At 56.5% G+C, this 21186-nt stretch carries 20 protein-coding genes; 11 read left to right on the top strand and 9 right to left on the bottom strand.

Annotated elements, in window-relative coordinates; genetic code table 11:
- Positions 1–59 precede the first annotated feature (59 nt).
- Genes MKJ04_RS02295 through mbhE form a run of 3 tightly spaced genes read right to left on the bottom strand, consistent with a single transcriptional unit; the run spans position 60 to position 3251 of the window.
- A complete protein-coding gene (locus tag MKJ04_RS02295) occupies positions 60–404 on the bottom strand; it encodes an NADH-quinone oxidoreductase subunit K (protein ID WP_241638904.1) in 345 nt (114 codons plus the stop codon).
- A gap of 4 nt (positions 405–408) precedes the next feature.
- Entirely contained in the window at positions 409–951 is a 543-nt protein-coding gene (locus MKJ04_RS02290; protein WP_241638901.1) for an MnhB domain-containing protein, read from the bottom strand.
- On the bottom strand, positions 948–3251 hold the full coding sequence (mbhE, locus tag MKJ04_RS02285; RefSeq protein WP_241638900.1) for a hydrogen gas-evolving membrane-bound hydrogenase subunit E: 2304 nt from the start codon (positions 3249–3251) through the stop codon (positions 948–950). Before mbhE ends, MKJ04_RS02290 begins: the two co-directional genes overlap by 4 nt.
- A gap of 137 nt (positions 3252–3388) precedes the next feature.
- Here mbhE and MKJ04_RS02280 point away from each other — a divergent pair, with 137 nt between their 5' ends.
- A complete protein-coding gene (locus MKJ04_RS02280) occupies positions 3389–4309 on the top strand; it encodes a universal stress protein (protein WP_241638899.1) in 921 nt (306 codons plus the stop codon).
- A gap of 55 nt (positions 4310–4364) precedes the next feature.
- On the opposite strand, the gene nhaA is transcribed toward MKJ04_RS02280, so the two are convergent.
- The 5 genes from nhaA to MKJ04_RS02255 all read right to left on the bottom strand — a co-directional run bounded on the left by nhaA (position 4365) and on the right by MKJ04_RS02255 (position 9465).
- Positions 4365–5711: a Na+/H+ antiporter NhaA gene (nhaA, locus tag MKJ04_RS02275; RefSeq protein ID WP_241638898.1), complete on the bottom strand. Its 1347-nt coding sequence runs from the start codon at positions 5709–5711 to the stop codon at positions 4365–4367.
- Positions 5712–5885: 174 nt separating this feature from the next.
- Positions 5886–6959, bottom strand: coding sequence for an alanine racemase (locus tag MKJ04_RS02270; protein ID WP_241638897.1), 1074 nt, complete (start codon positions 6957–6959; stop codon positions 5886–5888).
- A 3-nt stretch (positions 6960–6962) separates the two neighbouring features.
- Positions 6963–7415 (bottom strand): GNAT family N-acetyltransferase, encoded by a 453-nt coding sequence (locus tag MKJ04_RS02265; RefSeq protein ID WP_241638896.1) that lies wholly within the window; start codon positions 7413–7415, stop codon positions 6963–6965.
- Positions 7355–9097: a sodium:solute symporter gene (locus MKJ04_RS02260; protein WP_241638894.1), complete on the bottom strand. Its 1743-nt coding sequence runs from the start codon at positions 9095–9097 to the stop codon at positions 7355–7357. The genes MKJ04_RS02265 and MKJ04_RS02260 overlap by 61 nt, the downstream gene beginning before the upstream one ends.
- A gap of 113 nt (positions 9098–9210) precedes the next feature.
- Positions 9211–9465: a hypothetical protein gene (locus tag MKJ04_RS02255; protein ID WP_241638891.1), complete on the bottom strand. Its 255-nt coding sequence runs from the start codon at positions 9463–9465 to the stop codon at positions 9211–9213.
- 36 nt (positions 9466–9501) lie between these two features.
- On the opposite strand from MKJ04_RS02255, the gene MKJ04_RS02250 reads away from it, so the two are divergent.
- Both MKJ04_RS02250 and MKJ04_RS02245 read left to right on the top strand, forming a co-directional pair.
- Complete coding sequence (locus MKJ04_RS02250) at positions 9502–10839, top strand: voltage-gated chloride channel family protein (protein WP_410896805.1); 1338 nt, start codon at positions 9502–9504, stop codon at positions 10837–10839.
- 155 nt (positions 10840–10994) lie between these two features.
- Positions 10995–12251 (top strand): aspartyl protease family protein, encoded by a 1257-nt coding sequence (locus MKJ04_RS02245; RefSeq protein WP_241638889.1) that lies wholly within the window; start codon positions 10995–10997, stop codon positions 12249–12251.
- A 28-nt stretch (positions 12252–12279) separates the two neighbouring features.
- Here MKJ04_RS02245 and MKJ04_RS02240 read toward each other — a convergent pair whose 3' ends face one another.
- Entirely contained in the window at positions 12280–12588 is a 309-nt protein-coding gene (locus tag MKJ04_RS02240) for a hypothetical protein (protein WP_241638887.1), read from the bottom strand.
- A 527-nt stretch (positions 12589–13115) separates the two neighbouring features.
- Here MKJ04_RS02240 and MKJ04_RS02235 point away from each other — a divergent pair.
- The 8 genes from MKJ04_RS02235 (at position 13116) to MKJ04_RS02200 (ending at position 21092) form a co-directional block, all read left to right on the top strand.
- A complete protein-coding gene (locus MKJ04_RS02235; RefSeq protein WP_241638885.1) occupies positions 13116–13799 on the top strand; it encodes a GNAT family N-acetyltransferase in 684 nt (227 codons plus the stop codon).
- Positions 13800–13830: 31 nt separating this feature from the next.
- Positions 13831–15036, top strand: coding sequence for an argininosuccinate synthase (argG, locus tag MKJ04_RS02230; RefSeq protein WP_241638884.1), 1206 nt, complete (start codon positions 13831–13833; stop codon positions 15034–15036).
- Positions 15021–16028 carry an N-acetyl-gamma-glutamyl-phosphate reductase gene (gene argC, locus MKJ04_RS02225; RefSeq protein ID WP_241638882.1) on the top strand — a complete coding sequence of 336 codons (1008 nt, stop codon included), beginning with the start codon at positions 15021–15023 and terminating at the stop codon, positions 16026–16028. The genes argG and argC overlap by 16 nt, the downstream gene beginning before the upstream one ends.
- A gap of 101 nt (positions 16029–16129) precedes the next feature.
- Positions 16130–17275: an aspartate aminotransferase family protein gene (locus MKJ04_RS02220; RefSeq protein ID WP_241638881.1), complete on the top strand. Its 1146-nt coding sequence runs from the start codon at positions 16130–16132 to the stop codon at positions 17273–17275.
- A gap of 8 nt (positions 17276–17283) precedes the next feature.
- Positions 17284–18240, top strand: a complete 957-nt coding sequence (locus MKJ04_RS02215) for an acetylornithine carbamoyltransferase (RefSeq protein WP_241638879.1) — start codon at positions 17284–17286, stop codon at positions 18238–18240.
- 81 nt (positions 18241–18321) lie between these two features.
- On the top strand, positions 18322–19116 hold the full coding sequence (gene argB, locus MKJ04_RS02210) for an acetylglutamate kinase (RefSeq protein WP_241638876.1): 795 nt from the start codon (positions 18322–18324) through the stop codon (positions 19114–19116).
- Positions 19117–19198: 82 nt separating this feature from the next.
- Complete coding sequence (gene proC / locus MKJ04_RS02205; protein WP_241638873.1) at positions 19199–20020, top strand: pyrroline-5-carboxylate reductase; 822 nt, start codon at positions 19199–19201, stop codon at positions 20018–20020.
- Between the two features lie 10 nt (positions 20021–20030).
- A complete protein-coding gene (locus tag MKJ04_RS02200; protein WP_241638870.1) occupies positions 20031–21092 on the top strand; it encodes a M20 family metallo-hydrolase in 1062 nt (353 codons plus the stop codon).
- The last annotated feature ends 94 nt before the right edge of the window (positions 21093–21186 follow it).

Below are 21186 nucleotides of genomic sequence, written 5' to 3'. Positions count from 1 at the left end.
GGGCTAGGGATTGTTTTGGGGTATGGTAACGCCGCCAGTGCAGCGATACCAGCGAAGGCTTATTCGGCTTTGTGCAGATCGTCCAGGTTGTTGGATTTGAAGGATTGGTAGACCTTGCGGATAAGCACGATGGCGAAGGCCTGCAGCCCAAACCCAATGACAATAGCTGTGAGCAGCAGGGCCTGGGGCACCGGGTCCGCATAGGGCACCACTGCCACCTCATGGGTTTTCTTGATGATAGCGACATCGCCATTGGTAAGCCCCCCTACCACAAACAGGAAGATATTGGTGGCCAGCCCGAACAGGATCAGCCCCATGATCAGCTTAAACAGGTGGCGGTGCAGTATGAAGTAGATGCTTACGGAAAACAGGATCCCGATCAGAAAAGGCAAAAGCAGTTCCATAGGCTTATTCTTTAGACATGATGAAAATAAACTGCAGTACAACGCCCAACACCAGGAGGTATACCCCCAGGTCAAACAGCGAGGGTGTGCCGATAGAGCCGATAACGGGGAGTTCAAACTTCAGCCAGTAGGACGTCATGAAGGGTTTCTGGCCGAGCAGCGACACAATGCCGCTTGACGCGGCCAGGAGCAAACCGGTCGCTACCAGGTATAGCGGCCGGATCCTGAGGAACACGAAACTCCACTTGTGGGGCTCGTCGGTGTCGCGCTTGTTACGGAAGTTGGCCCGCAGCACCCGCAGGGCATACCGGGTATAGCTATGGCTCTTCGGACGGCTGTAGTAGTACAGCACCACGCTGAAGAAAACCCGCGAGGTGACCCCCGGGCCATGGGCCAGCACATGAAACACAAAAGCAATCGAACAGATCAGGCCGCCGATGAACCCTCCGCCCGGATGGTTGTGCCCTCTGAAGAGGATATAAACCGAGAACAGCAGAAAAACCGGCGTCAGCAGCCGGATGGCCGTCGAGAAGATAATCGTTTTCATGGCTTGCCTCCTTTCTGTGGTTTGAGGCGCAGGAGGGCGTACACGCCCACCGCCGCAACGGCCAGCACGGTTATTTCCCCCAGGGTATCGAGGCCACGGAAATCCACCAGTATCACGTTCACCATGTTCCTGCCGTGAGCCTGCAGGTAACTGGCCTCTCCGTAAAAGTCTTTCAGGTCTGATGACACGGCATTTTCCTGCACCAGCAGCAGTACATAGGTCATGACGGACCCGAAGAGTACTGCCACAAAAACATACCACAGCTTAAACACCTGATGCGACAGGTAGCTAAAGGCCGGGAGCTTGTGCAGCAGCAGCACGAAGATGACAACGGTAAGCGTCTCTATAAGCAACTGGGTAGCCGCCACGTCCGGCGCCCCGAACAGAATGTAGAACAAGGCCGCCGAATACCCCACCAGCCCCATCACCACGATGGAGGTAAGGCGCGAGCGTGTGTTCAGCAAAAGCAGAAGCGCCGACACAACCAGTATGAACAACACAACCTCATACAGCCTGAGCGACTGCAGCATATAAAACCTGTCTCCCAGGTGCAACACCAGCGCGTCGCGCCATAGCACATAGCAGCTGAGCCCGCAGAAAAAAAGCAGCAGGTAGACCAGGTAGTGGCGCAAATAGCCGTCTTGCAGGGTATGGATGAAGCGCTTTGAGCCGCTCAGGAAGTTAGAAAAAAGCAGGTGATACAGGCTGTCAGGGCCGAAGGGGAAGTCCTGAGTGGTAAATGGCCGCAGGTGGAGGCGCGGCGTGAACAGGTATAAAATCAACCCCAGGAGCGTGGTCAGTGCGCTCAGCTGCACCACCAGCGAGAACCCTTGGCTTTCCACCAGTTTCCCGCTTGTGTGCAGCTCCGGTGCGATGCTCAACGAGGCCTGCAGAAGCAGCGGCGTGGTTGCCGAGACGCCCGCCAGGCTAGCCAAGCCCAGCAGCAGCGGCGGGAGAAACAGGTAGGGGGAGGCTGCATGCTGCAGCGCGATCGGGTGCGAGGACTTCCGCCAGAATATCCGGAAGCTGAGCACTAGGGCGATGGCCACGAACACCATCCCCGCCAGCAGGGCCACGCCCAGCACCAGGCCGAGGGTGCCGTTGTTGTGCAGCGCGGATTCATACAACAGCTCTTTGCCCACAAACCCGAGCGACGGGTATACCCCTGCCATCGAGTATGCCGCCAGCGTGGCAGCCGCCCCAACCCAGGGCAGGCGCCTGCCCAGTCCTTTCAGCAGGGGCAGCTGCCGCGTGCCGGTGCAATGGTCTAAGGTGCCGGCCACCATAAACAGGGTGCCCTTGTACAAGGCATGAGCCACCAGAAACACCAGTGCGGCCTTGGTGGCCTCATCGGTCCCGATCCCCAGGAGCATGACGAGCAGGCCGAGGGCGCTGATTGTGGTATAGGCCAGCACCGCCTTGAGGTCGGTGTGCTTCAGCGCCAGTGCCGCCCCCATCACCGCCGTGATACCGCCTACCAGCGGCAAGGTGAATTGCCAGATTTCTGCCGAGTTAAATACAGGGCTAAGGCGGGCCAGAAGGTAAATCCCCGCCTTCACCATGGTGGCGGAGTGCAGGTATGCGCTGACGGGCGTTGGGGCGGCCATGGCGTTTGGCAGCCAGAAATGAAACGGGAACTGTGCCGATTTAGTGAAGCAGCCAAGCATGACCAGCACCATTGCGGGCAGGTAAAGCGAACTGCCCCGGATATCCATACCACTCTGCATCATACCGCTGAACGTGATCTCCCCGCTGGCCTGGCCCAACAGCAGCAGCCCCGCAAACAAGGCCAGTCCGCCGGCTCCCGTCACGAGCAGGGCCTGCCACGCGGCGGTTCGGCTTTCGGATTTGTGCTGGTGGAAGCCAATCAGCAGGTAGGATGTGATGCTGGTAAGCTCCCAGAAAAGAAAGAGGCAGAAGAAATTATCCGAAATCACGATGCCGAGCATGGCCACCATAAACAGCGTGAGGTACATGTAAAACCTCCCCAAAAGTGGCGTTTCACCCATATACCCGCGGGAATACAGCATGATCAGTACCCCAAAAACAGAGACAAGCAGTGCAAAGAGCAGGCTGAGCCCGTCGAGCCGAAACTGGAGCTGCACCCCGAGCGACGGGACCCAGGAGATGGACTGCGTAACGGTTTCGCCGGCCAGCACGCCCGGGACCTGCCAAATAAAATACGCTGAAAAAATGAGGGGGAGCAGGGTCAGCGGCACGAACACACGCCTCCCCAGCCAATGGTGCAGCAGCGGGGCCGCAAAGGCAACGAGGAAGCCGGTGAGGAGCAGGTAAACCATCAAAAAATAAAATTCCGTATATCTTTTTGTACAATAACGTACGTATGAATTACTTACCCGCCTCGGCTTAATTAGTTGCAAAGCATCCAATCTAAGGGTGGCGGCATGACGCATTTAACAGCCTAACACAACCAAACATGATCACGCTGAACAGACTGTTGGTAGGACTCGACCTTACGCCCGCTGACGATACCCTGATAGAATACACTGCTTACCTGTGTGCTGAATTGCAGGTAAATTATGTCTGCTTTATCCATGTTGAGAAAAAACTTGAGGTGCCCGTGGAGCTGCTGCCCAACCTGCGGCGGGAGACGCTCACCCCCGAAGAGAGTTTCCGGCAGATGATAGCGGCCAAGGTCCAGACCGTGTTTGCGCGCTTGCCCCAGGTGGAGGTAGAGGTGCAGATAGACGAGGGCTCTCCGTTGAAGCAGCTGCTGCACTGGACCAACGTAAAACAGATAGACCTGATCCTGGCGGGAAGGAAGCTGCGCCTGCACGGCAGCGGGGTGCTGGCCCAAAAGCTTTTGCGGTCGGGGCGTAACAGTGTCCTGTTCGTGCCGGAGGCCTTTGAGCCAAGGCTGCGGCGGATTGTGGTCAGCGTTGATTTCTCCAAATACAGTGAGATGGCCCTGGACCGCGTGCTGCACTCTGCCCTGTCCAAACCGGATGTGCAGGTTGTTTGCCTGCACGTGTACGAGGTGCCGCCGGGGTATATCACGCTGGGTATGAGCTACGAGGAGTTTGACGACCGCATGCGCGGTTTTGCCCGCGAGAAGTACGAAAAGCTGCTCGGGCGCTTTCCGGAGCTGGAGGAGAGGGCTGAGTTTGTGCTGGTGCGCAAAAACGAACAGGATGATGTGGGAGCCCTGGTGGTGATGGAGGCCAAGCGCGCGCACGCCGACATGCTGGTGATCGGGGCGAAGGGCATGTCGGCGGCGGCCCTTTTCGTGATTGGCAGCGTAACCGAGAAAATACTGCGCCACGACATGGACATCCCGTTGCTGGTGTTCAAAAACAAGGATGAGACGATCGGCTTCCTGGATGCAATAATCGGCTGACGGGGTATGGCCCTGCTGTTGCTACAGACAGGGTATAACTGGGCTTCCGTAAAGACTAGGGCCTGTCTTCTGGCTGCTCGCGCGATACAAGCCGCAACAGGACATAGGCCAGAATACCCGCCACTACAGACGCGAGCAGAATAGCCAGTTTGGCCTGCGCCAGAAAAGGGGAGGACGCAAAAGCCAGGTTGGCGATGAATATGGACATCGTGAACCCAATGCCCCCCAACAGCCCGGCCCCGATGAGTTGCCCCCAGCTGAAGGAGTCGGGTTTCGCGATAAGCCCTGTAGCGGCTGCCAGCCCTGTAAACACCAGAATGCCTATCGGCTTGCCCAAAACCAACCCAAGGATAATTCCCCACGACACGGAGTTGAGGAAACCGCTTGTCAGGTTCGCGTCGATGTACAGGCCGGCGTTGGCCAGCGCAAAAACGGGCATGATAAAATAGGCCACGTACGGGTGCAGCGCATGCTCCAGCCGATGCAGCGGCGACAAGGCCTCCTCGCAATTGCTCTCAAGGGTATGCACAGCTGCCTGAAAGTCCTCCTCTTCGGGCGTTTCGTCCTCGTCTCCCGTGCGGTTATAGTGCGTTGCCTGCAGCTCTCCCAAAATAGTGTCGGTGGAGGATATAAACGCATTGTCGGTTATTTTGGAGCGGGCCGGGATGGCCGTCGCCAGTAGGATGCCAGCTACCGTGGCATGCACCCCGGACTTCAGGAAAGCGACCCACATCACCACGCCCAGCAGGATGTATAGCCAGATATGCCGCACGCGCAGCGCACTCAGCACCAGCAGGATCCCAAACAGGAGCAGGGCCACCCACAGCATTAAATAATCAACCTGGGCGGTATAAAATAGGGCGATCACCAGCACCGCGCCAATGTCATCCACGATGGCGAAGGCCACCAGAAAGAGCTTGAGCGGGAGCGGCACGCGGTTGCCCAGCAGCGTGAGTATACCCAGGGCAAAGGCGATGTCGGTCGCCATCGGGATTCCCCAGCCCGTCAGTTGGTCGGGCGTGGTATAGTTAAACGCCACATAGACACCGGCCGGCACCAGCATACCCCCCAGCGCGGCCACCACCGGAAAAGCGGCACTCCGCAGCGAGGCCAGCTCGCCCATCAGCATCTCGCGCTTGATCTCGAGGCCCACCACGAAAAAGAAAATGGCCATCAACCCGTCGTTTATCCAGAGGATCGCGGCTTTGGTGAGCCCGAATTCGCCGATGGCAATGGTGAGCGGGGTGTTCCAGACGGCGTCGTAGGTATGGGCCCAGGGAGAGTTTGCCCAGGCAAGCGCCACCAGCGTTACCAGCATCAGCAGAATGCCGCTGAAGGACTCTGCCTTCACAAATTCCTGCAATGGGTATATGATTCGGCGAAGCAACTTTAGCTCGGGCATGGCTGTGTTTTATGCTGGTTTAGAGATATATCTCCTAACTAGACGCGCACCTGCCCTAAATGTTGTTAAGACTTTCCGCCCATACCCCCTGGCACGCGACGCACACAAAAAAAAACTGCTGCACCCATTCTGGTTCAGAGGGGGCGCAGCAGGTATAAATTTGGCGGCAGTAGGCTAATGGACCACTTCTTTGGTAACGTAGCGGGAGTTCAGCAGGCTGAGGGCGCCCATATAGCGGAGGTTAAACTGCAGCGTGTCGCCCAGCTTGTAGTTGTTCTCGTTTTCGCCCAGCTCTACTACCAGCATGTCGGAGCTGGCCCCGATCACGCTCAATGCTGTGTCTTTCGGAAGCAGAAACTTGGGGTTGATGTCCAGCAGCCCGACGTCCAGGATGGCGCGGTGCGAGGTTTTGCCGAACAGGCTCTCGTCTATCTCGAAACTATCGCCGCTGGGGTTCTCGGCCAGCAGGCCCGAGGGCATCATGGGCTTCTCGGTCAGCTCTATTATTTCGGTGCTCAACTCGAACACGTCGTCATACATGCCTTCAAAAGTTTCGCCGGTAAAGAGGTTCAGGCCAAAGAAAAGCGCCTCGCCCACCCGGAAGTGGTTGATGCTCTTGGGCAGCTGATGGCTGAAAAGAAGCGGGATCGTCACGGAGGTTCCCCCGGACACCCAGGGAATCTTTTTGTTGAACGTCGCGTCGATCAGCTGCTTGTAGAGGCTCAGCTGCACCAGTTTGTCCTTGGTGGGCATCACGCCGTGCAGGCAGTTGAAGTTGGCCCCCAGACCGATCACCGTGATCCCCGGCAGCTCAAACACTTTCTCATAAAACGAAACAAGCTCGTCGCCCATCACGCCCTCGCGCAGGTCGCCCATCTCGATCATGATGATGATTTTGTGGACTTTCTGCTGCCGAAGCGATTCTTCCGAAAGCATCCGGATCGTGTCCAGCTCGGTTTCGAAGCTTACGTCGGCGTACTTCACGATCTCCGGGATGCTCTTTTTGGGCGAGGGCTTAATGTAGACTGTCTGCACGCCCGGGGCCACTTTCTTGATGGCCTTCAGGTTCGTGACGCGCGAGTCATGTATCTCGCGCACGCCCAGGGCCAGCACCTCCTTCAACAACAGCTCATTCCCGCAGAGCAGCTTCGTGACGATGCCCCAGTCGATGCCATGCTCCTGAAAGACTCTATTCAGGTGGTCATAGTTGTGCTTTAACTTGTCGCGGTACAGTTTCAGGACTGCCATTTCTTATCTCAGTAATCTATACTCCAAATACTTGTTTGTGAAGCCCATCTTCTCATAGAGGTGCCGGGCGGGGTTTTGGGGCTCCACGTGCAGGGCGATACTGCCCGTGGTATTGTCGGCGGCCATCTGCACCAGCTGCTTGCCCACGCCTTTGCCGCGCTGGCTGCCGTGCACCGCCACGTATACCAGGATGTTCTCCGGTATAAAGCCGCTCATGCCCGTATTGTTCAGAATGAGCGCGCCCACCACGGTGTCGCCTTCCCGGGCCGCCAGCACGGCACCTCCCTTTCCCTCGGCCTCAGAGAGGGCATACTCCATACAGGCGGCAATGTCTTTGCGGGCATCGCCATACTCATCGAGGTGGTGGAAAAGGAAATCGATCACTTCTTCTTTGTTTAGACCTTGCTGGTCTGAGGGTGTGTAGATGCTGTAGGTGAGGGTGTTGCTTTCTGCCATGTTTTGTTTTGTTTTTTGTCAGGGTATATATACGTCAAGGAGATATAAAGGAGCAATGATGCGGTGAGGCCGTACAGATTCGGGTCCAGCGCAAAGGGCAGCCGGAAGGTTAGCCCGAGCCCTGGCACATGGATAAGGCTGTGTGTGGCGAGTGTGCGCTGCACAAGCGCCTGCAGCTCTACATCGCTTAGGCTGCCCCATGCGCTGCTCACCTCAGCCGGAAAATAGGGGTGGAGCGTGTCGGCCAGGCCGAGCAGGTCGGTGCCCGGAACGGGTGCCGAAAGCGCATAGAGCTGGAGTAGCACCGTGACAGCACCGCCGCCAAGCATGGCCCAGAATGCCGCCACGCTGCTGCGCCGTTTCCAGAACAGGGCCCCCAGAATAGGTATAAACAGCCCCGACACCATGAAGGCGTAGGAGTAGAGCATCATGTCCAGCACGTTCGTCATGGTGGTAGCCAGCCAAAGGGCAAATGCGCCCACGGCCAGCGTCACGAGTTGCGAGAGGCGCAGCGTGGACGGTGCCTCGGGATCGATTTTGCGGAAGTGGCTGATCACGTCCGTGACGATGTTGCCGGAAGAGGCCATCAGGCAACTGTCGGCGGTAGACAGGATGGCGGAGAAGTAGGCCGAAAGCATCAGCCCCATCAGCCCGACAGGCAAGACGGTGCGCAGCAGCATCGGGAGCCCGGTCTCCGGGTCCACCACGGCGCCGGCACCCAGGGCGTCAAACATACCCTGCTCGGCGGCCACGCGGGCCAGTATACCCAGGCTCACGCCCATAAACGCCATCACCGGCCACTCGAACAGCCCGGCAATATACCAGGCTTTTTTGGCCGTTTTCTCGTCGCGGCAGGCATAAATGCGCTGGTACAGCGTCATGCCCACAAACCAGATCGGGATGATGGTGATGGCCCAGTTCACGAGCTGCTGCCAGGTCACGTTCGTCAACGTCAGAAACTCAGGGGGCAGGGTGGTCCGGATCGCGGTCATACTCCTGCCGCTCTGCTCCATAATCCAGTTGAGGTTAAAAAGCTGCGCGAAGCTGAGCTGCTCCACGCCGCCGCCCACCGCCAGAAAGGATACCGGCACGCCGATGAATACCAGTCCGCTCATCAGGATGGCCCATTGCACGGTGTCGGTATAAATAACGGCTTTCATGCCGCCCATCACGGTATACACCACCGCAATCACACCCATAATCAGCAGTGCAGTGTTCAGATCGAGGCCCACGAAAGTTCCACTGGCCAGCTTGGCGCCCGCCAGAATCTGGGAGCTGGTGAAACCGGTATACCCGATGGCCGAGATCACGCCAGCCAGCAGCGCCACGCGCCCGTTAAAGTAATAGCCGAAAATCTGCGGAAAAGTCAGGAATTTGGCGAAGGCCGGATTGTTCTTAACCTTGGGTATGAGAAAGACTGCCGCCAGCCAGGCGCCCAGCAGCCCCGTGAAGAGCATCCAGGCCCCGGAAAGGCCCATCGCGAAACCGAGTCCGCCCAGGCCGATCGAGAAGCCGCCGCCCACGTCGGTGGCCACCACCGACAGGCCAATATGTCCGCTGCCCATGCTGCGGCCACCCACATAGTAATCATCCGCGCCCTCATTTTTTTTCAGGAAATAGAAGCCTACACCCAGCATGGCCAGCATGTAAATCACGAAGATGAGAAGGTCGATGATGTGCATGTATCGGAAAAGTATAAATTCAGAGATAAGCGTAAAATGCCACTTCTCTTAAAGTTAATAAAAAATGCTCAAAGGAAGGCCATTTTGCGTCCGTTAACCTCCTCCCAAACCAATCAGAGTATTGCGCTAAAGCGGTATAAATCCAAATCGACACTGTGTATCCTTTTGAACGGCAGGCAGGTAGCCGGTTGATGTTTGCCATACATTTCTCCTACCCGGTATACCCACAGCATCTTATACATACCCGCCAGTTTGTAAATGCCGCTCCGGGAAATGCCTCCTGTCCAGCCCGAGGTAGCCATCAGGTAGGCATTATGAAAGAAGGGATAACCCGCATCCGAAAGGAAGCCTAAGTATAAGACTGGCATTGGCTTGCCTTTCTTGTATATTTGCCTGCCGTATATATGAAAAACCGCCCCACACCCCAACCGTCCATCTTAAAGAGATTTCTGAGCAAGGCGCTCTCGTTGGGGGAGCAGGCGATGGCTGCGCTATACCTCCTGAAGTGGCTGGTGATCTGTGTGCTGGTAGGCGTGTTGGCGGGCAGTGCGTCCGCTTTCTTCCTCGTGGCCCTCGATTGGGTGACGAATTACCGGGAAGCGCATACCTCCATTATCTGGCTGCTGCCGCTGGGCGGGCTGGCCGTGGGGCTGCTGTATCATTACTTCGGGAAGCGCGCCGCCCTGGGTAACAACCTGCTGCTGGAGGAGATACAGCGGCCGCGCGAGGTGGTGCCTTTCCGGATGGCGCCGCTGGTGCTGCTCGGCACGCTGGCCACGCACCTGTTCGGCGGCTCGGCGGGGCGCGAGGGCACGGCCGTGCAAATGGGCGGCACCATAGCAGACCAGTTCACGCATGTTTTCCGCTTGCGGCCCCGCGACCGGAAAGTGCTGATTATTTCGGGTATAAGCGCAGGTTTCGCCTCGCTGTTTGGCACGCCGCTGGCCGGTGCCGTGTTTGGGCTGGAGGTTTTTATACTCGGTCGCCTGCGCTACGAGGCACTGTTGCCCAGCTTTCTGGCCGCCGTGATCGCCGACTATACCAGCCTTGCCTGGGGGATAGACCATACCCATTACGCCATACCCTTTGTGCCGGAACTTACGCTTTCGGGCATCGGCTATACCCTCGGGGTAGGCGCCCTGTTCGGACTGACAGGTATGGCTTTCGCGAAAGCAACCCTGTTTTTTGGTGCTCAGTTCAGGCAGCGCATCGGCTTCCCGCCGTTTCGGCCTTTGCTCGGGGGGGCGGTGGTGGCGATCAGTGTCTGGCTTATGGGCACCACGAAGTACATAGGCCTCGGCATCCCCACCATCCTGCAATCGTTTGAGCAGGCGCAACCCTGGTACACGGCATTTGTGAAAATACTGCTCACGGCCTTTACGCTCGGGGCTGGCTTTAAAGGGGGCGAGGTAACCCCGCTTTTTTATACCGGGGCCACACTGGGCAGCGCCCTTTCGGAGGCAGTGCCGTTGCCGATGGCCTTGCTGGCGGGTATGGGTTTTGTGGCGGTGTTCTCGGGTGCCACCAACACCCCCCTGACCTGCACCATCATGGCCATCGAGCTCTTTGGGGCGGAGAGCAGCGTCTTCATGGCGCTGGCTTGCATCACGGCCTATCTCTTTTCCGGCCACTCTGGCATTTACGGCTCTCAGATCATCGGCAGCCCCAAGTTTATCTTCTATGGCCGCGAGAAAGGGCAGAACCTGACAGCTATAAACACGGCCCGCAGGAAGAAGAAATAGCGCCTATAAGTGATTGTTCACTCACCCAATGTGATAACATAGGATAAACTTGTGTAAAACATAAGAAAATCAGGCATTTATTGGCTCGATTCTGGCTCTGACTACGTATAGAAAGCTATATGTAGCTATACACTCACCCTTAAAAGTTTTAGGGTATGATTCGAGCCTGTTTACTGTCCGTTTTATTCTTCTCGCTGTGCATGCTGCCTCCCCTGGCACAGGCGCAGGAGCAGCCCGTATATGCCAGCGACACGGCTTTTTTCACCTCTTCCCGAAAGCGCGTTAATATTCCGTTCAAATTTGTCCATAACCTGGTCATCATTCAGGTCAGAATTAACGGCTCGCAGCCACTTAGCCTTATTCTGGACTCCGGCGTAAAGAATACCATCATCACCAGGCTGTTCCATTCAGACTCGCTGGATTTGGTTAACGCAGACAAAATCACCATCAGGGGGCTGGGCGAGGGCAACTCCATCGAGGCATTTCACTCGGTTGGCAACGAAATGTTCCTGCCCGGTATAAAAGGAGTGAACCATGAGTTGTATGTGCTGACGGAGGATGTCTTTAACCTCTCGCTCCGGATGGGAATGCCGGTACACGGAATCATTGGGTATGATATCTTCAAAAATTTCATCGTGAAGATAAACTACAGCAACAGGATGATCACGCTTTACCCGCCGGACACCAAAGTAGCGAAGAAAAAGAGGGCAGAGGAGTTTCCGTTGTACATCGAAGGCACCAAAGCCTATGTGTACGGGGACGTGCGGCAGCATAACGGAGACACCATCAAGGTGAAACTAGTGGTGGACACGGGCGCCAGCAACAGCCTCTCGCTCTATCTCCCAACCAATGACCGCCTTTCCATACCCCCAAAAGCCATGAAAGCATATTTGGGCCGGGGGCTAAGTGGCGATATTCACGGCCAGATAGGCCGGCTGGATGGTTTCTCGCTGGGTAAGTATGAAATGGAAGACCTGACAGCCTCATACCCCGACGAGGAATCCATCAAACTGGCGCTAAACCTTGCCGACCGTAACGGAAACCTGGGCTCGGACATTCTCTCCCGCTTTACCGCTATTTTCGACTATCCCCACAACCGGCTGCTGCTGTCGCCGAACAGACGCTTCAGGGAGCCTTTCCAATGCAACATGTCAGGGTTTGAAGTGACTACGCCCTTGCCCGGCACCAATTTTTACATCGTCTCGAATGTGATAGACGATTCGCCGGCCAAGCTAGTGGGGCTGGAGCCGGGCGACCAGCTGCTGGATGTGAATGGGCGAAAGTGTACCGAGATTGTGCTCACCGAATTGTTGGAGCTGCTGGAGAGCAAGCCCGGACGCAAATTGCGCCTGCGCCTCAAGCGGGAGTCTGAGATTCTGGACGTGGACCTGGTGCTCCAGAGCAGAATCTAGCAAAGCCTGCCACTTTATACCCTTCGTCTTAGTTTATACCGGCAGGTGCCGCTGCGGCAGCGCTTTCCTGAAAGTCGAGGTAGATTTGCAAGGCAAGCATCACCACAGCCATTACTATCAGAAAGAGGGCCGTGAAAAACCTTGCGGGCGGAATCGGTTTCGTATAGGTTATACCCTTAGCGTCTGTCCCCGTGAATTTCAGATCGGATAAAATAAGGCCATTGCCAAAGCTCAGCCATATGGCAGCGGTTAAGGGCTGCTTTAAGAGGAGGAGCGTAACCATACCGATGGCCGAGAAAATCAGTCCGATGATTACCCTGAACGAGAACTTTTGCATGAATACTTCCTGAATGTGGTTGATGAGGCGGCAAGTTACGTTTTTTGGTCCAATATCTGCATTCCGGCTTCGGCATGCGTTTTTGAACGCACTATCCAGACAGATTTGCACTGTATTTTGAAAATAAGTGGTGCAGAATTTGTTTTTAAAAAAAATATTGTGAAACATTTGTGCTGTTCAAGCAGGTATAACGAACGTGCCTGTTTCTTAACAACTCACTAACATAATGCAAAAAAAGGCGTTTTTATCATCATCCATGATAAATCACACTTCTCTCCAGAAGCGTGCGACTTTTTCTATCCTCCCCATGGGGGTAGTTTTCCGCGTACCCTCCCTTGTAGTCCGCTACAGGCCCTAGGCCGGCGTACTTATTGACTGCCTATGTGGCCGTCGTAAATCCAACTCATTTTCTCGCTAGCAAAATTTAACCGGTACGGCCCCTGCCTTGCCTGCGTTAGCTGCATCTTTTTACTCCTTTATTTTTTAGCATGTGCCCCGGCACAGAAGGGATAAATATTTTCAATAAAATGAATCAATCTGATTTTATTGTCATAATTGCTGAAGAGCAACATGTTATTCATTCCGCTCAGATCTGCGCGGAAATGGAATCATCGGCCAAAGCCCGAGGCACCGGTATAGCCAAGCGTTCCCCGGAGTACATCACCCAGAAGATGATGGAAGGCAAGGCGGTGATTGCCCTGCACGCCGACGGCCGCTGGGCCGGGTTCTGCTACATCGAAACCTGGGGGCACGGCAAGTACGTGGCCAACTCCGGGCTCATCGTGTCGCCGGACCTGCGCAAGAGCGGCCTGGCGCGCCAGATCAAGAAAAAGATATTCGAGCTGTCGCGCCACAAGTACCCGGATGCCAAAATCTTCGGCCTGACCACCGCGTTGGCGGTGATGCGCATCAACTCGAGCCTGGGCTATACCCCGGTAACCTATTCGGAGCTGACAGACGATGAAGAGTTCTGGAAAGGCTGCCGCAGCTGCGTGAACTTCGAGATCCTGCAGAGCAAGGGCCGCAGCAACTGCCTTTGCACTGCCATGCTCTACGATCCAGCAAAAGAAGAAAGCTTCGTGGCCCTGCCAGTGGTGGAGAAAGTGGAGAAGCAGGCGCAGCCTCAGAAAGCCAACAGCGTGCAGGACCGTTGGGCACGCCACCGCCAGCGACCCACCCAAAGCCAGACGTCGAACATGACGGCGGCCTAACACATACCAGATCAGCAAAAACAAAAGATACATGAAAAAAGTAGTTTTAGCCTTTAGCGGCGGATTGGATACTTCGTACTGTGCCATTTACCTTGCCCAGGAGCTTGGGCTCGAGATTTATACCGCCATTGTGGACACCGGCGGTTTCTCGGAAGAGGAGCTGAAGGATGTGGAGCGCCGTGCCTACGCGATGGGTGCCAAGCAGCACACGCACCTCGACGAGACCGAGAATTTCTACAACACCTGCATCCGCTACCTGGTGTATGGCAATGTGCTGAAGAACAATGTGTACCCGCTGTCGGTGAGCGCTGAGCGCGTGACACAGGCGCTGGCCATCGCGAACTACGCCAAATCAATCGGTGCGGATGCCGTGGCGCACGGCAGCACAGGTGCCGGCAACGACCAGGTGCGCTTCGACATGATTTTTCAGGCCATCATCCCGGAGGTGGAGATCATCACCCCGATCCGCGACAAAAAGCTGTCGCGGGAGCAGGAGATCGAGTACTTAAAGGAGCACGGCGTGGAGATGGACTTCAAAAAAGCCCAGTACTCCATCAACAAGGGCATCTGGGGCACTTCGGTGGGCGGTAAGGAAACCCTGACCTCAAATCTGCCCCTGCCGGAGGCAGCATACCCCACACAACTGAGCAAGCAGGAGCCGGAGCGCGTTACGCTGCATTTCGATAAAGGCGAGCTGACAGGTATAAACGGGGAGACGTTTGCGCATCCAGTGCAGGCTATCCAGCACCTTCAGGAGCTGGCCGCGCCTTTTGCCATTGGCCGCGACATTCACGTGGGAGATACCATTATCGGCATTAAAGGGCGCGTGGGCTTTGAGGCTGCCGCCCCGATGGTGATCATCAAAGCGCACCATACCCTCGAAAAACACGTCCTGACCAAGTGGCAGCTCTACTGGAAAGACCAGCTGTCGGCATGGTATGGCAACTGGCTGCACGAGGGGCAGCTGCTGGACCCGACGATGCGCGACATCGAGGCCTTTCTGGAGAGCACCCAGAAAAACGTGACCGGCGATGTGCACGTGCTGCTCGCGCCATACCGCTTCCAGGTGGAGGGCATCGAGAGCGCGCACGACCTGATGAGCGACAAATTCGGCAGCTACGGCGAGATGAACCGCGCCTGGACTTCAGATGACGTGAAGGGGTTCGCCAAGATTTTCGGCAACCAGACCAAGATGTACCACAGCATTAACAGCGACGAGGCATGGGGAACGAAGTAAAGATAAAAGCAGGCATTGTTGGCGGCGCAGGGTATACCGGCGGCGAGATGCTGCGCCTGCTCTTAAACCATCCCCACGTTGACATCGCGTTTGTGAGCAGCAACAGCCAGGCGGGCAAGCCGGTGTATGAAGTGCACCGCGACCTGCTGGGCGACACTGAGTTGGCTTTTTCCGGAGAGCTGGGAACAGATGCCGATGTCCTCTTTCTGTGCGTAGGGCATGGGGAGGCAAAGCGTTTCGTGGAGGCCAACGACATCCCGCAGCACGTGAAGGTAATCGACCTGAGCCAGGATTTCCGCTGGAACGAAGGCACCGATGCCGCTGCCGTAACGGCCGCGGGGCGCACTTTTGTCTACGGGTTGCCGGAACTGCAGCGCGAAGCGATCCGGGAAGCACAGAACATTGCCAACCCGGGCTGTTTCGCCACCGCGATTCAATTGGCGCTGCTGCCCCTTGCCGCAGAAAACCTCCTGACCGAGGAAGTGCACGTGAGCGGTATAACCGGAAGCACAGGGGCGGGGCAGAGCCTGAGCGCGACGTCTCATTACAGCTGGCGCAGCAGCAATATCTCGAACTATAAAGTGCTGAACCATCAGCACCTGCGCGAGATCGGCCGCACCCTGAAAGGCATGCAGGGGGCAGCGTTGCCCGCCATCAATTTCGTGCCGTATCGCGGTCCGTTTACGCGGGGAATTCTGTGTACGGCCTACCTGCGCAGTAACCTGAGTCAGGAGGAAGCCGAGGCCATGTATAAAACCTACTATGCGGCGCACCCCTTCGTAACAGTCAGTAGCGCAACCCCGGACCTGAAGCAGGTAGTGAACACCAACAAATGCCTTCTTTATATAGAGAAGCAGGGAGATAATTTGGTAATCACCAGCATGATCGACAACTTGGTGAAAGGCGCCTCGGGACAAGCCGTGCAGAACATGAACCTGCTGTTCGGTTTCGACGAGAAGGCAGGCCTGCACTTAAAGGCCTCGGCTTTTTAGTTTCAGCTACAATTTTGTAATCCACCATATAGCTAGCACAGATATGTACGTGACATATTTTATCTACTGTTTAACCTCTTACATCTAAATTATAAAGCGAAATGAATCTCTTCGACGTTTATCCGCTGTTTGATATAGCACCTGTAAAAGCACAAGGGGCATACCTCTGGGATGAGAACGGACGGCGCTACCTCGACCTGTATGGGGGCCATGCCGTTATTTCCATCGGCCACAGCCACCCGCACTATGTAAAGCGCATCGCCCGCCAGCTGTATGATATCGGGTTTTACTCAAATTCGGTGCAGATGCCGCTCCAACAGGAACTGGCCGACAAGCTGGGCCAACTGAGCGGTTACCCGGACTATGAGCTGTTCCTGTGCAACTCGGGTGCCGAGGCGAACGAAAATGCCCTCAAGCTGGCCTCGTTCCATACCGGCCGCAAAAAGGTGATTGCCTTTAAGGGCGCATTCCATGGCCGCACTTCCGCTGCCGTTGCCGTGACAGACAATCCCGCCATTCAGGCGCCTATCAACGAGACAGACAACGTCGTTTTCCTTCCTTTTAATGATATAAATGCTTTCCGGGAAGCGCTCCATACACACGGTTCAGAGCTGGCCGCTGTGATTGTGGAGGGTATGCAGGGCGTGAGTGGCGTACAGGTTCCGGATAAAACGTTTCTGGAGGCGATTGCCGTGGGGTGCGAGCAGGTAGGCGCACTGCTGATCCTGGACGAAGTGCAGTCGGGCTACGGGCGCACCGGCAAGTTTTTCGCCCACCAACACGCTGGCATCCAACCCGACCTGATCACAATTGCGAAGGGTATGGGCAACGGCTTCCCGATTGGGGGTGTTTTGATCAACCCTAAAATTGAGGCGAAGCACGGCCTGCTGGGCACAACCTTTGGCGGAAACTACCTGGCTTGTGTGGCTGCGTTGGCGGTGTTGGAAGTGATGGAAGAGGAGCAGCTAATGCGCAACGCGCAACAGATAGGCGACCGACTGCTGCAGGAATTGCGGCAGCTGCCCGGTGTGCGCGAAGTGCGCGGCGAGGGGCTGATGATCGGGGTGGAGTTGGAGGAGCCTTGTGCCGCTATCCGGAAGCAGCTGCTGACGGAGTACGGCATCTTCACCGGTTCCTCCTCTGATAAAAACACCCTGCGCCTGTTGCCTCCCTTGTGCATCGGCGCGCGCGAGGCAGAGACGTTCCTGACTGCTTTCGAATCCATACTTTATACCATCTCCATTTAACCCCTCAGATGAACAAATTCACCACTGTAAAGGATGTTGCCAACCTCAAAGAGCTTGTGAACGAGGCGCTGCACCTGAAACAGAACCCATACCAGTATAAAACGCTCGGCAAGAACAAGACGTTGGGCCTTCTGTTCCTGAACCCGAGCCTGCGCACCCGCATGAGCACCCAGAAGGCAGCCGCCAGCCTGGGCATGCACGTGATGGTGATGAACCTCGACAAGGAGGGCTGGGCCCTGGAAATGCAGGATGGGGCCGTGATGAATGGCTCCACCGTGGAGCACATCAAAGAGGCCGCCGCCGTGATGGGGCAGTATTGCGACATCATCGGCATCCGGTCGTTCCCGAAGCTGCAAAACCGCGAAGAGGACTACAGCGAGGATCTGCTGCAGAAATTCATCTCCTATTGCAAGGTGCCCGTGGTGAGCCTGGAGTCTGCCACCCGGCACCCGCTGCAGAGCCTCGCCGACCTGCTCACCATCACAGAAAACGCCCCCACTGGAAAGCGGCCGAAGGTGGTGCTGACCTGGGCCCCCCACGTGAAAGCGATACCGCAGTGCGTGGCCAACTCCTTTGCCGAGTGGATGGGGCAGGCTGATGTGGACCTGGTGATCACGCACCCGGAAGGGTATGAATTGGCCGATGAGTTTACCCAGCATGCCCAGGTAACCACAAACCAGCAGGAAGCGCTGGCCGGCGCGGATTTCGTGTACGTCAAAAACTGGTCGAGCTATACCGACTACGGCAAGGTGCTGACGGATGGCGCTGGCTGGATGCTGACAAACGAGCACCTGGCCGCAACGAACAACGCCAAAGTGATGCACTGCCTGCCCGTGCGCCGCAACGTGGAGCTCAGCGATGAAATACTGGACGGACCGAATGCGCTCGTGCTGGCGCAAGCCAACAACCGGACCTATGCCGCCCAGGCCGTGCTCAAGCGGATGCTGGAAGGATTAGAGAAATAGAAAAAAAGCGCGCCCATACCTATCCTGTACCCTGGGATGCGCTTACAAGAAAAACCGCCTGAGAGGGCCGGAAGAAAAACCATGGAAAAGCTTCATATCATAAAGATAGGCGGAAACATTCTGGACAACAGCACGCAGTTGCACCGCTTTCTGAGCGACTTCTCTTCGCTGGAGGGCGCCAAGATACTGGTGCACGGGGGCGGTAAAATCGCCTCCTTTTTAGGGCAGCGCCTCGGCATCACCCCCCGGATGGTGGAGGGAAGGCGCATCACAGACGCTGAGACGCTGGAACTGGTCACGATGGTATACGGTGGTCTGATCAACAAGCAGGTGGTGGCGAAACTGCAGGCACTGGAGTGCAATGCCATCGGCATGACCGGGGCCGACGCCAATGCCATACGGGCGCAAATGCGACCTGTGCGGGAGGTGGACTATGGCTTTGCGGGCGATGTGGCGGGCCCAAAAAACATTAACGCGACGGCGTTGCAGGGCATGCTTTCGCTGGGCCTCACGCCCGTGTTCGCCCCCCTGACACACGACGGCCAGGGAAGCATGCTCAACACCAATGCCGATACCATTGCCTCGGTGCTGGCCACAGCGCTCGCCCCGCAGTATCACGTGACGCTGATTTACTGCTTCGAGAAAAAGGGTGTGCTGCAGGACGCCACAGACAACGACTCTGTTATTCCGGAGATAAACAAAGCAAAATATGCGACCCTCAGGGAAGCCGGCATCGTGTCGGAGGGGATGATCCCGAAACTTGACAACGCTTTTTCCGCCCTGGACCAGGGAGTGAGGGCCGTGCAGATAGGGGATGCCGTGGCTATCGGCCAGATGGCCGCAGGAAGAAAAGCCGGCACGCTGATCACGCTGTAGTTTGTGTAAACCCATTTTACGTAATTCAAATTCCTCCTAAAGAGCTAATTACAGGCAGTATAAAAAGCTGCTACCTAAATTTATGAGTTCAGAAAAGAAAAAAGTAGCCATACTGGGCGGGGGGAACATGGGCGTGGCGCTTGCCAACGGCATGGTGGCCTCGGGCAAATACCAGCCAGCAGACATCACCCTGACCCGCCGCAACCTGCGCTCCCTGGACGAGATGGTGCAGCTGGGTTTCCGGGCCACAAGCGACAATGCCAAAGCCGTTGCCGAGGCCGACATCATCATCCTGAGCATCCTGCCGCAGCAACTGGACAGCGTGCTGGACACCATTGCGGTCAGCGTGGATGCGCACCGGCACCTCTTCGTGTCTATCGTGACCGGGGTATACGTTTCTGACATCATCAGCCGCCTGGGCAAGCCGGTAGAGGTTATCCGTGCGATGCCCAACACGGCCATCGCCATCCGGGAGTCCATGACCTGCATTGCCGGCAGCGAGGCCTCCGACGAAAACCGGGCGCTTGTGTGCAAGATTTTTGACGCAGTAGGGGAGACAGTGGAGATTGAGGAGGAACTCATGACGTCGGCTACGGCGCTCTGTGCCTGCGGCATCGCTTTTTTCCTGCGCTCTATCCGGGCCGCGACGCAGGGAGGAACCGAGATCGGGTTTCATGCCGCAGACGCCCTGCGGATGGCTGCCCAAACGGCCAAAGGCGCCGCTTCGCTGTTGCTCCACTTCCAAAGCCATCCAGAAAATGAAATCGACAAGGTGACTTCCCCAAAAGGCTGCACCATCGCCGGCCTGAACGAGATGGAACACCACGGCTTCAGCTCTGCGCTGATCAAAGGCATCAAAACATCGTCCAGCAAGGCAGAGCAGCTCTACCATAAAGATAAATAGCAAAGACTTCATGAGTGACCGGAACTTGTACGCACACGCGCTGAAACTACTGAAAAACCTGATCCATACACCCTCCTTCAGCAAGGAGGAGGGCAGAACAGCGGATCTGATCGAGGCGTTTCTGGAAGAGCACGGCATTGCCGCACACCGGGAGTTGAACAATGTCTGGGCATTTAACAAGCAGTATGATGCATCCAGGCCCACGCTGCTGCTGAACTCGCACCACGACACCGTGAAACCAAATCCCAGCTGGACGCGTGACCCGTTTACGCCCACCGTGGAAGAAGGCAAGCTGTACGGCCTCGGTAGCAATGACGCGGGCGGTTGCCTGGTGTCGCTGATCGCCACGTTCCTGCATTTTCATGCGCGGGAGGACATGGCCTATAACCTGGTGCTGGCTGCCACGGCCGAAGAGGAAATCTCTGGCCGAAACGGAATCGAGCTGATTTTACCGAAGCTCGGACGCCTGGAAGCTGCCATTGTGGGAGAGCCCACGGAGATGCACCTGGCCGTCGCTGAAAAAGGCCTGCTCGTGCTGGACTGCACTGCAACCGGCAAGGCCGGGCACGCGGCGCGCGAAGAAGGCCTGAATGCCATCTACGAGGCGCTGCCGGATATGCAGTGGTTCCAGCAGTACCGCTTTCCAGAGGAGTCGGCTTTTCTGGGACCGGTGAAAATGAGCGTGACGATGGTGCAGGCGGGCACGCAGCACAACGTGGTGCCCGATCGCTGCCAGTTTACCGTGGACCTGCGCCTGACCGAGAAATACAGTATGGACGAAGTGCTGGAAGTGATCCGGAAGCACGTGAAGGCCACAGTGGTACCACGCTCCACCCGACTAAAGCCCTCTGCCATACCTATGGAGCATCCGCTGGTGCAGGCGGGCGTAAAGCTGGGGCGAGAAACCTATGGCTCGCCCACCATGTCGGACCAGGCGCTATTGCCTGTTCCGTCGCTCAAGCTTGGCCCCGGCTTCTCGGGCCGCTCGCACATGGCCGATGAGTTTATCTACCTGCACGAGTTAGAGGAAGGCATCTCTCTATACATCAAGTTGCTCGAGCAGGTGGTATAGCGTAAAAGTGTTTGATTGCTCCATTATTTAATGGAAAGTTTGAGCATGTTGGACATACCCGCCCTGCTGTTTCGGATTTCCTAATCCGAAACTT

Origin of the sequence: Pontibacter sp. E15-1, assembly GCF_022601975.1 — a bacterium.
Classification (GTDB): Bacteria; Bacteroidota; Bacteroidia; order Cytophagales; family Hymenobacteraceae; genus Pontibacter.
This window is presented reverse-complemented; position numbering and strand designations above follow the sequence as displayed.

Bases quoted from the DNA above. Each gene is read 5' to 3' on its own strand.
- proC (WP_241638873.1), top strand. From the start codon at position 19,199: ATGAGTTCAGAAAAGAAAAAAGTAGCCATACTGGGCGGGGGGAACATG.
- MKJ04_RS02260 (WP_241638894.1), bottom strand. From the start codon at position 9,097: ATGCACATCATCGACCTTCTCATCTTCGTGATTTACATGCTGGCCATG.
- MKJ04_RS02295 (WP_241638904.1), bottom strand. From the start codon at position 404: ATGGAACTGCTTTTGCCTTTTCTGATCGGGATCCTGTTTTCCGTAAGC.
- MKJ04_RS02270 (WP_241638897.1), bottom strand. From the start codon at position 6,959: ATGGCAGTCCTGAAACTGTACCGCGACAAGTTAAAGCACAACTATGAC.
- argC (WP_241638882.1), top strand. From the start codon at position 15,021: ATGGGGAACGAAGTAAAGATAAAAGCAGGCATTGTTGGCGGCGCAGGG.
- MKJ04_RS02255 (WP_241638891.1), bottom strand. From the start codon at position 9,465: ATGCCAGTCTTATACTTAGGCTTCCTTTCGGATGCGGGTTATCCCTTC.
- MKJ04_RS02265 (WP_241638896.1), bottom strand. From the start codon at position 7,415: ATGGCAGAAAGCAACACCCTCACCTACAGCATCTACACACCCTCAGAC.
- mbhE (WP_241638900.1), bottom strand. From the start codon at position 3,251: ATGGTTTACCTGCTCCTCACCGGCTTCCTCGTTGCCTTTGCGGCCCCG.
- nhaA (WP_241638898.1), bottom strand. From the start codon at position 5,711: ATGCCCGAGCTAAAGTTGCTTCGCCGAATCATATACCCATTGCAGGAA.
- MKJ04_RS02200 (WP_241638870.1), top strand. From the start codon at position 20,031: ATGAGTGACCGGAACTTGTACGCACACGCGCTGAAACTACTGAAAAAC.
- MKJ04_RS02220 (WP_241638881.1), top strand. From the start codon at position 16,130: ATGAATCTCTTCGACGTTTATCCGCTGTTTGATATAGCACCTGTAAAA.
- MKJ04_RS02215 (WP_241638879.1), top strand. From the start codon at position 17,284: ATGAACAAATTCACCACTGTAAAGGATGTTGCCAACCTCAAAGAGCTT.
- MKJ04_RS02290 (WP_241638901.1), bottom strand. From the start codon at position 951: ATGAAAACGATTATCTTCTCGACGGCCATCCGGCTGCTGACGCCGGTT.
- MKJ04_RS02240 (WP_241638887.1), bottom strand. From the start codon at position 12,588: ATGCAAAAGTTCTCGTTCAGGGTAATCATCGGACTGATTTTCTCGGCC.
- argG (WP_241638884.1), top strand. From the start codon at position 13,831: ATGAAAAAAGTAGTTTTAGCCTTTAGCGGCGGATTGGATACTTCGTAC.
- argB (WP_241638876.1), top strand. From the start codon at position 18,322: ATGGAAAAGCTTCATATCATAAAGATAGGCGGAAACATTCTGGACAAC.
- MKJ04_RS02280 (WP_241638899.1), top strand. From the start codon at position 3,389: ATGATCACGCTGAACAGACTGTTGGTAGGACTCGACCTTACGCCCGCT.
- MKJ04_RS02250 (WP_410896805.1), top strand. From the start codon at position 9,502: ATGAAAAACCGCCCCACACCCCAACCGTCCATCTTAAAGAGATTTCTG.
- MKJ04_RS02245 (WP_241638889.1), top strand. From the start codon at position 10,995: ATGATTCGAGCCTGTTTACTGTCCGTTTTATTCTTCTCGCTGTGCATG.
- MKJ04_RS02235 (WP_241638885.1), top strand. From the start codon at position 13,116: ATGAATCAATCTGATTTTATTGTCATAATTGCTGAAGAGCAACATGTT.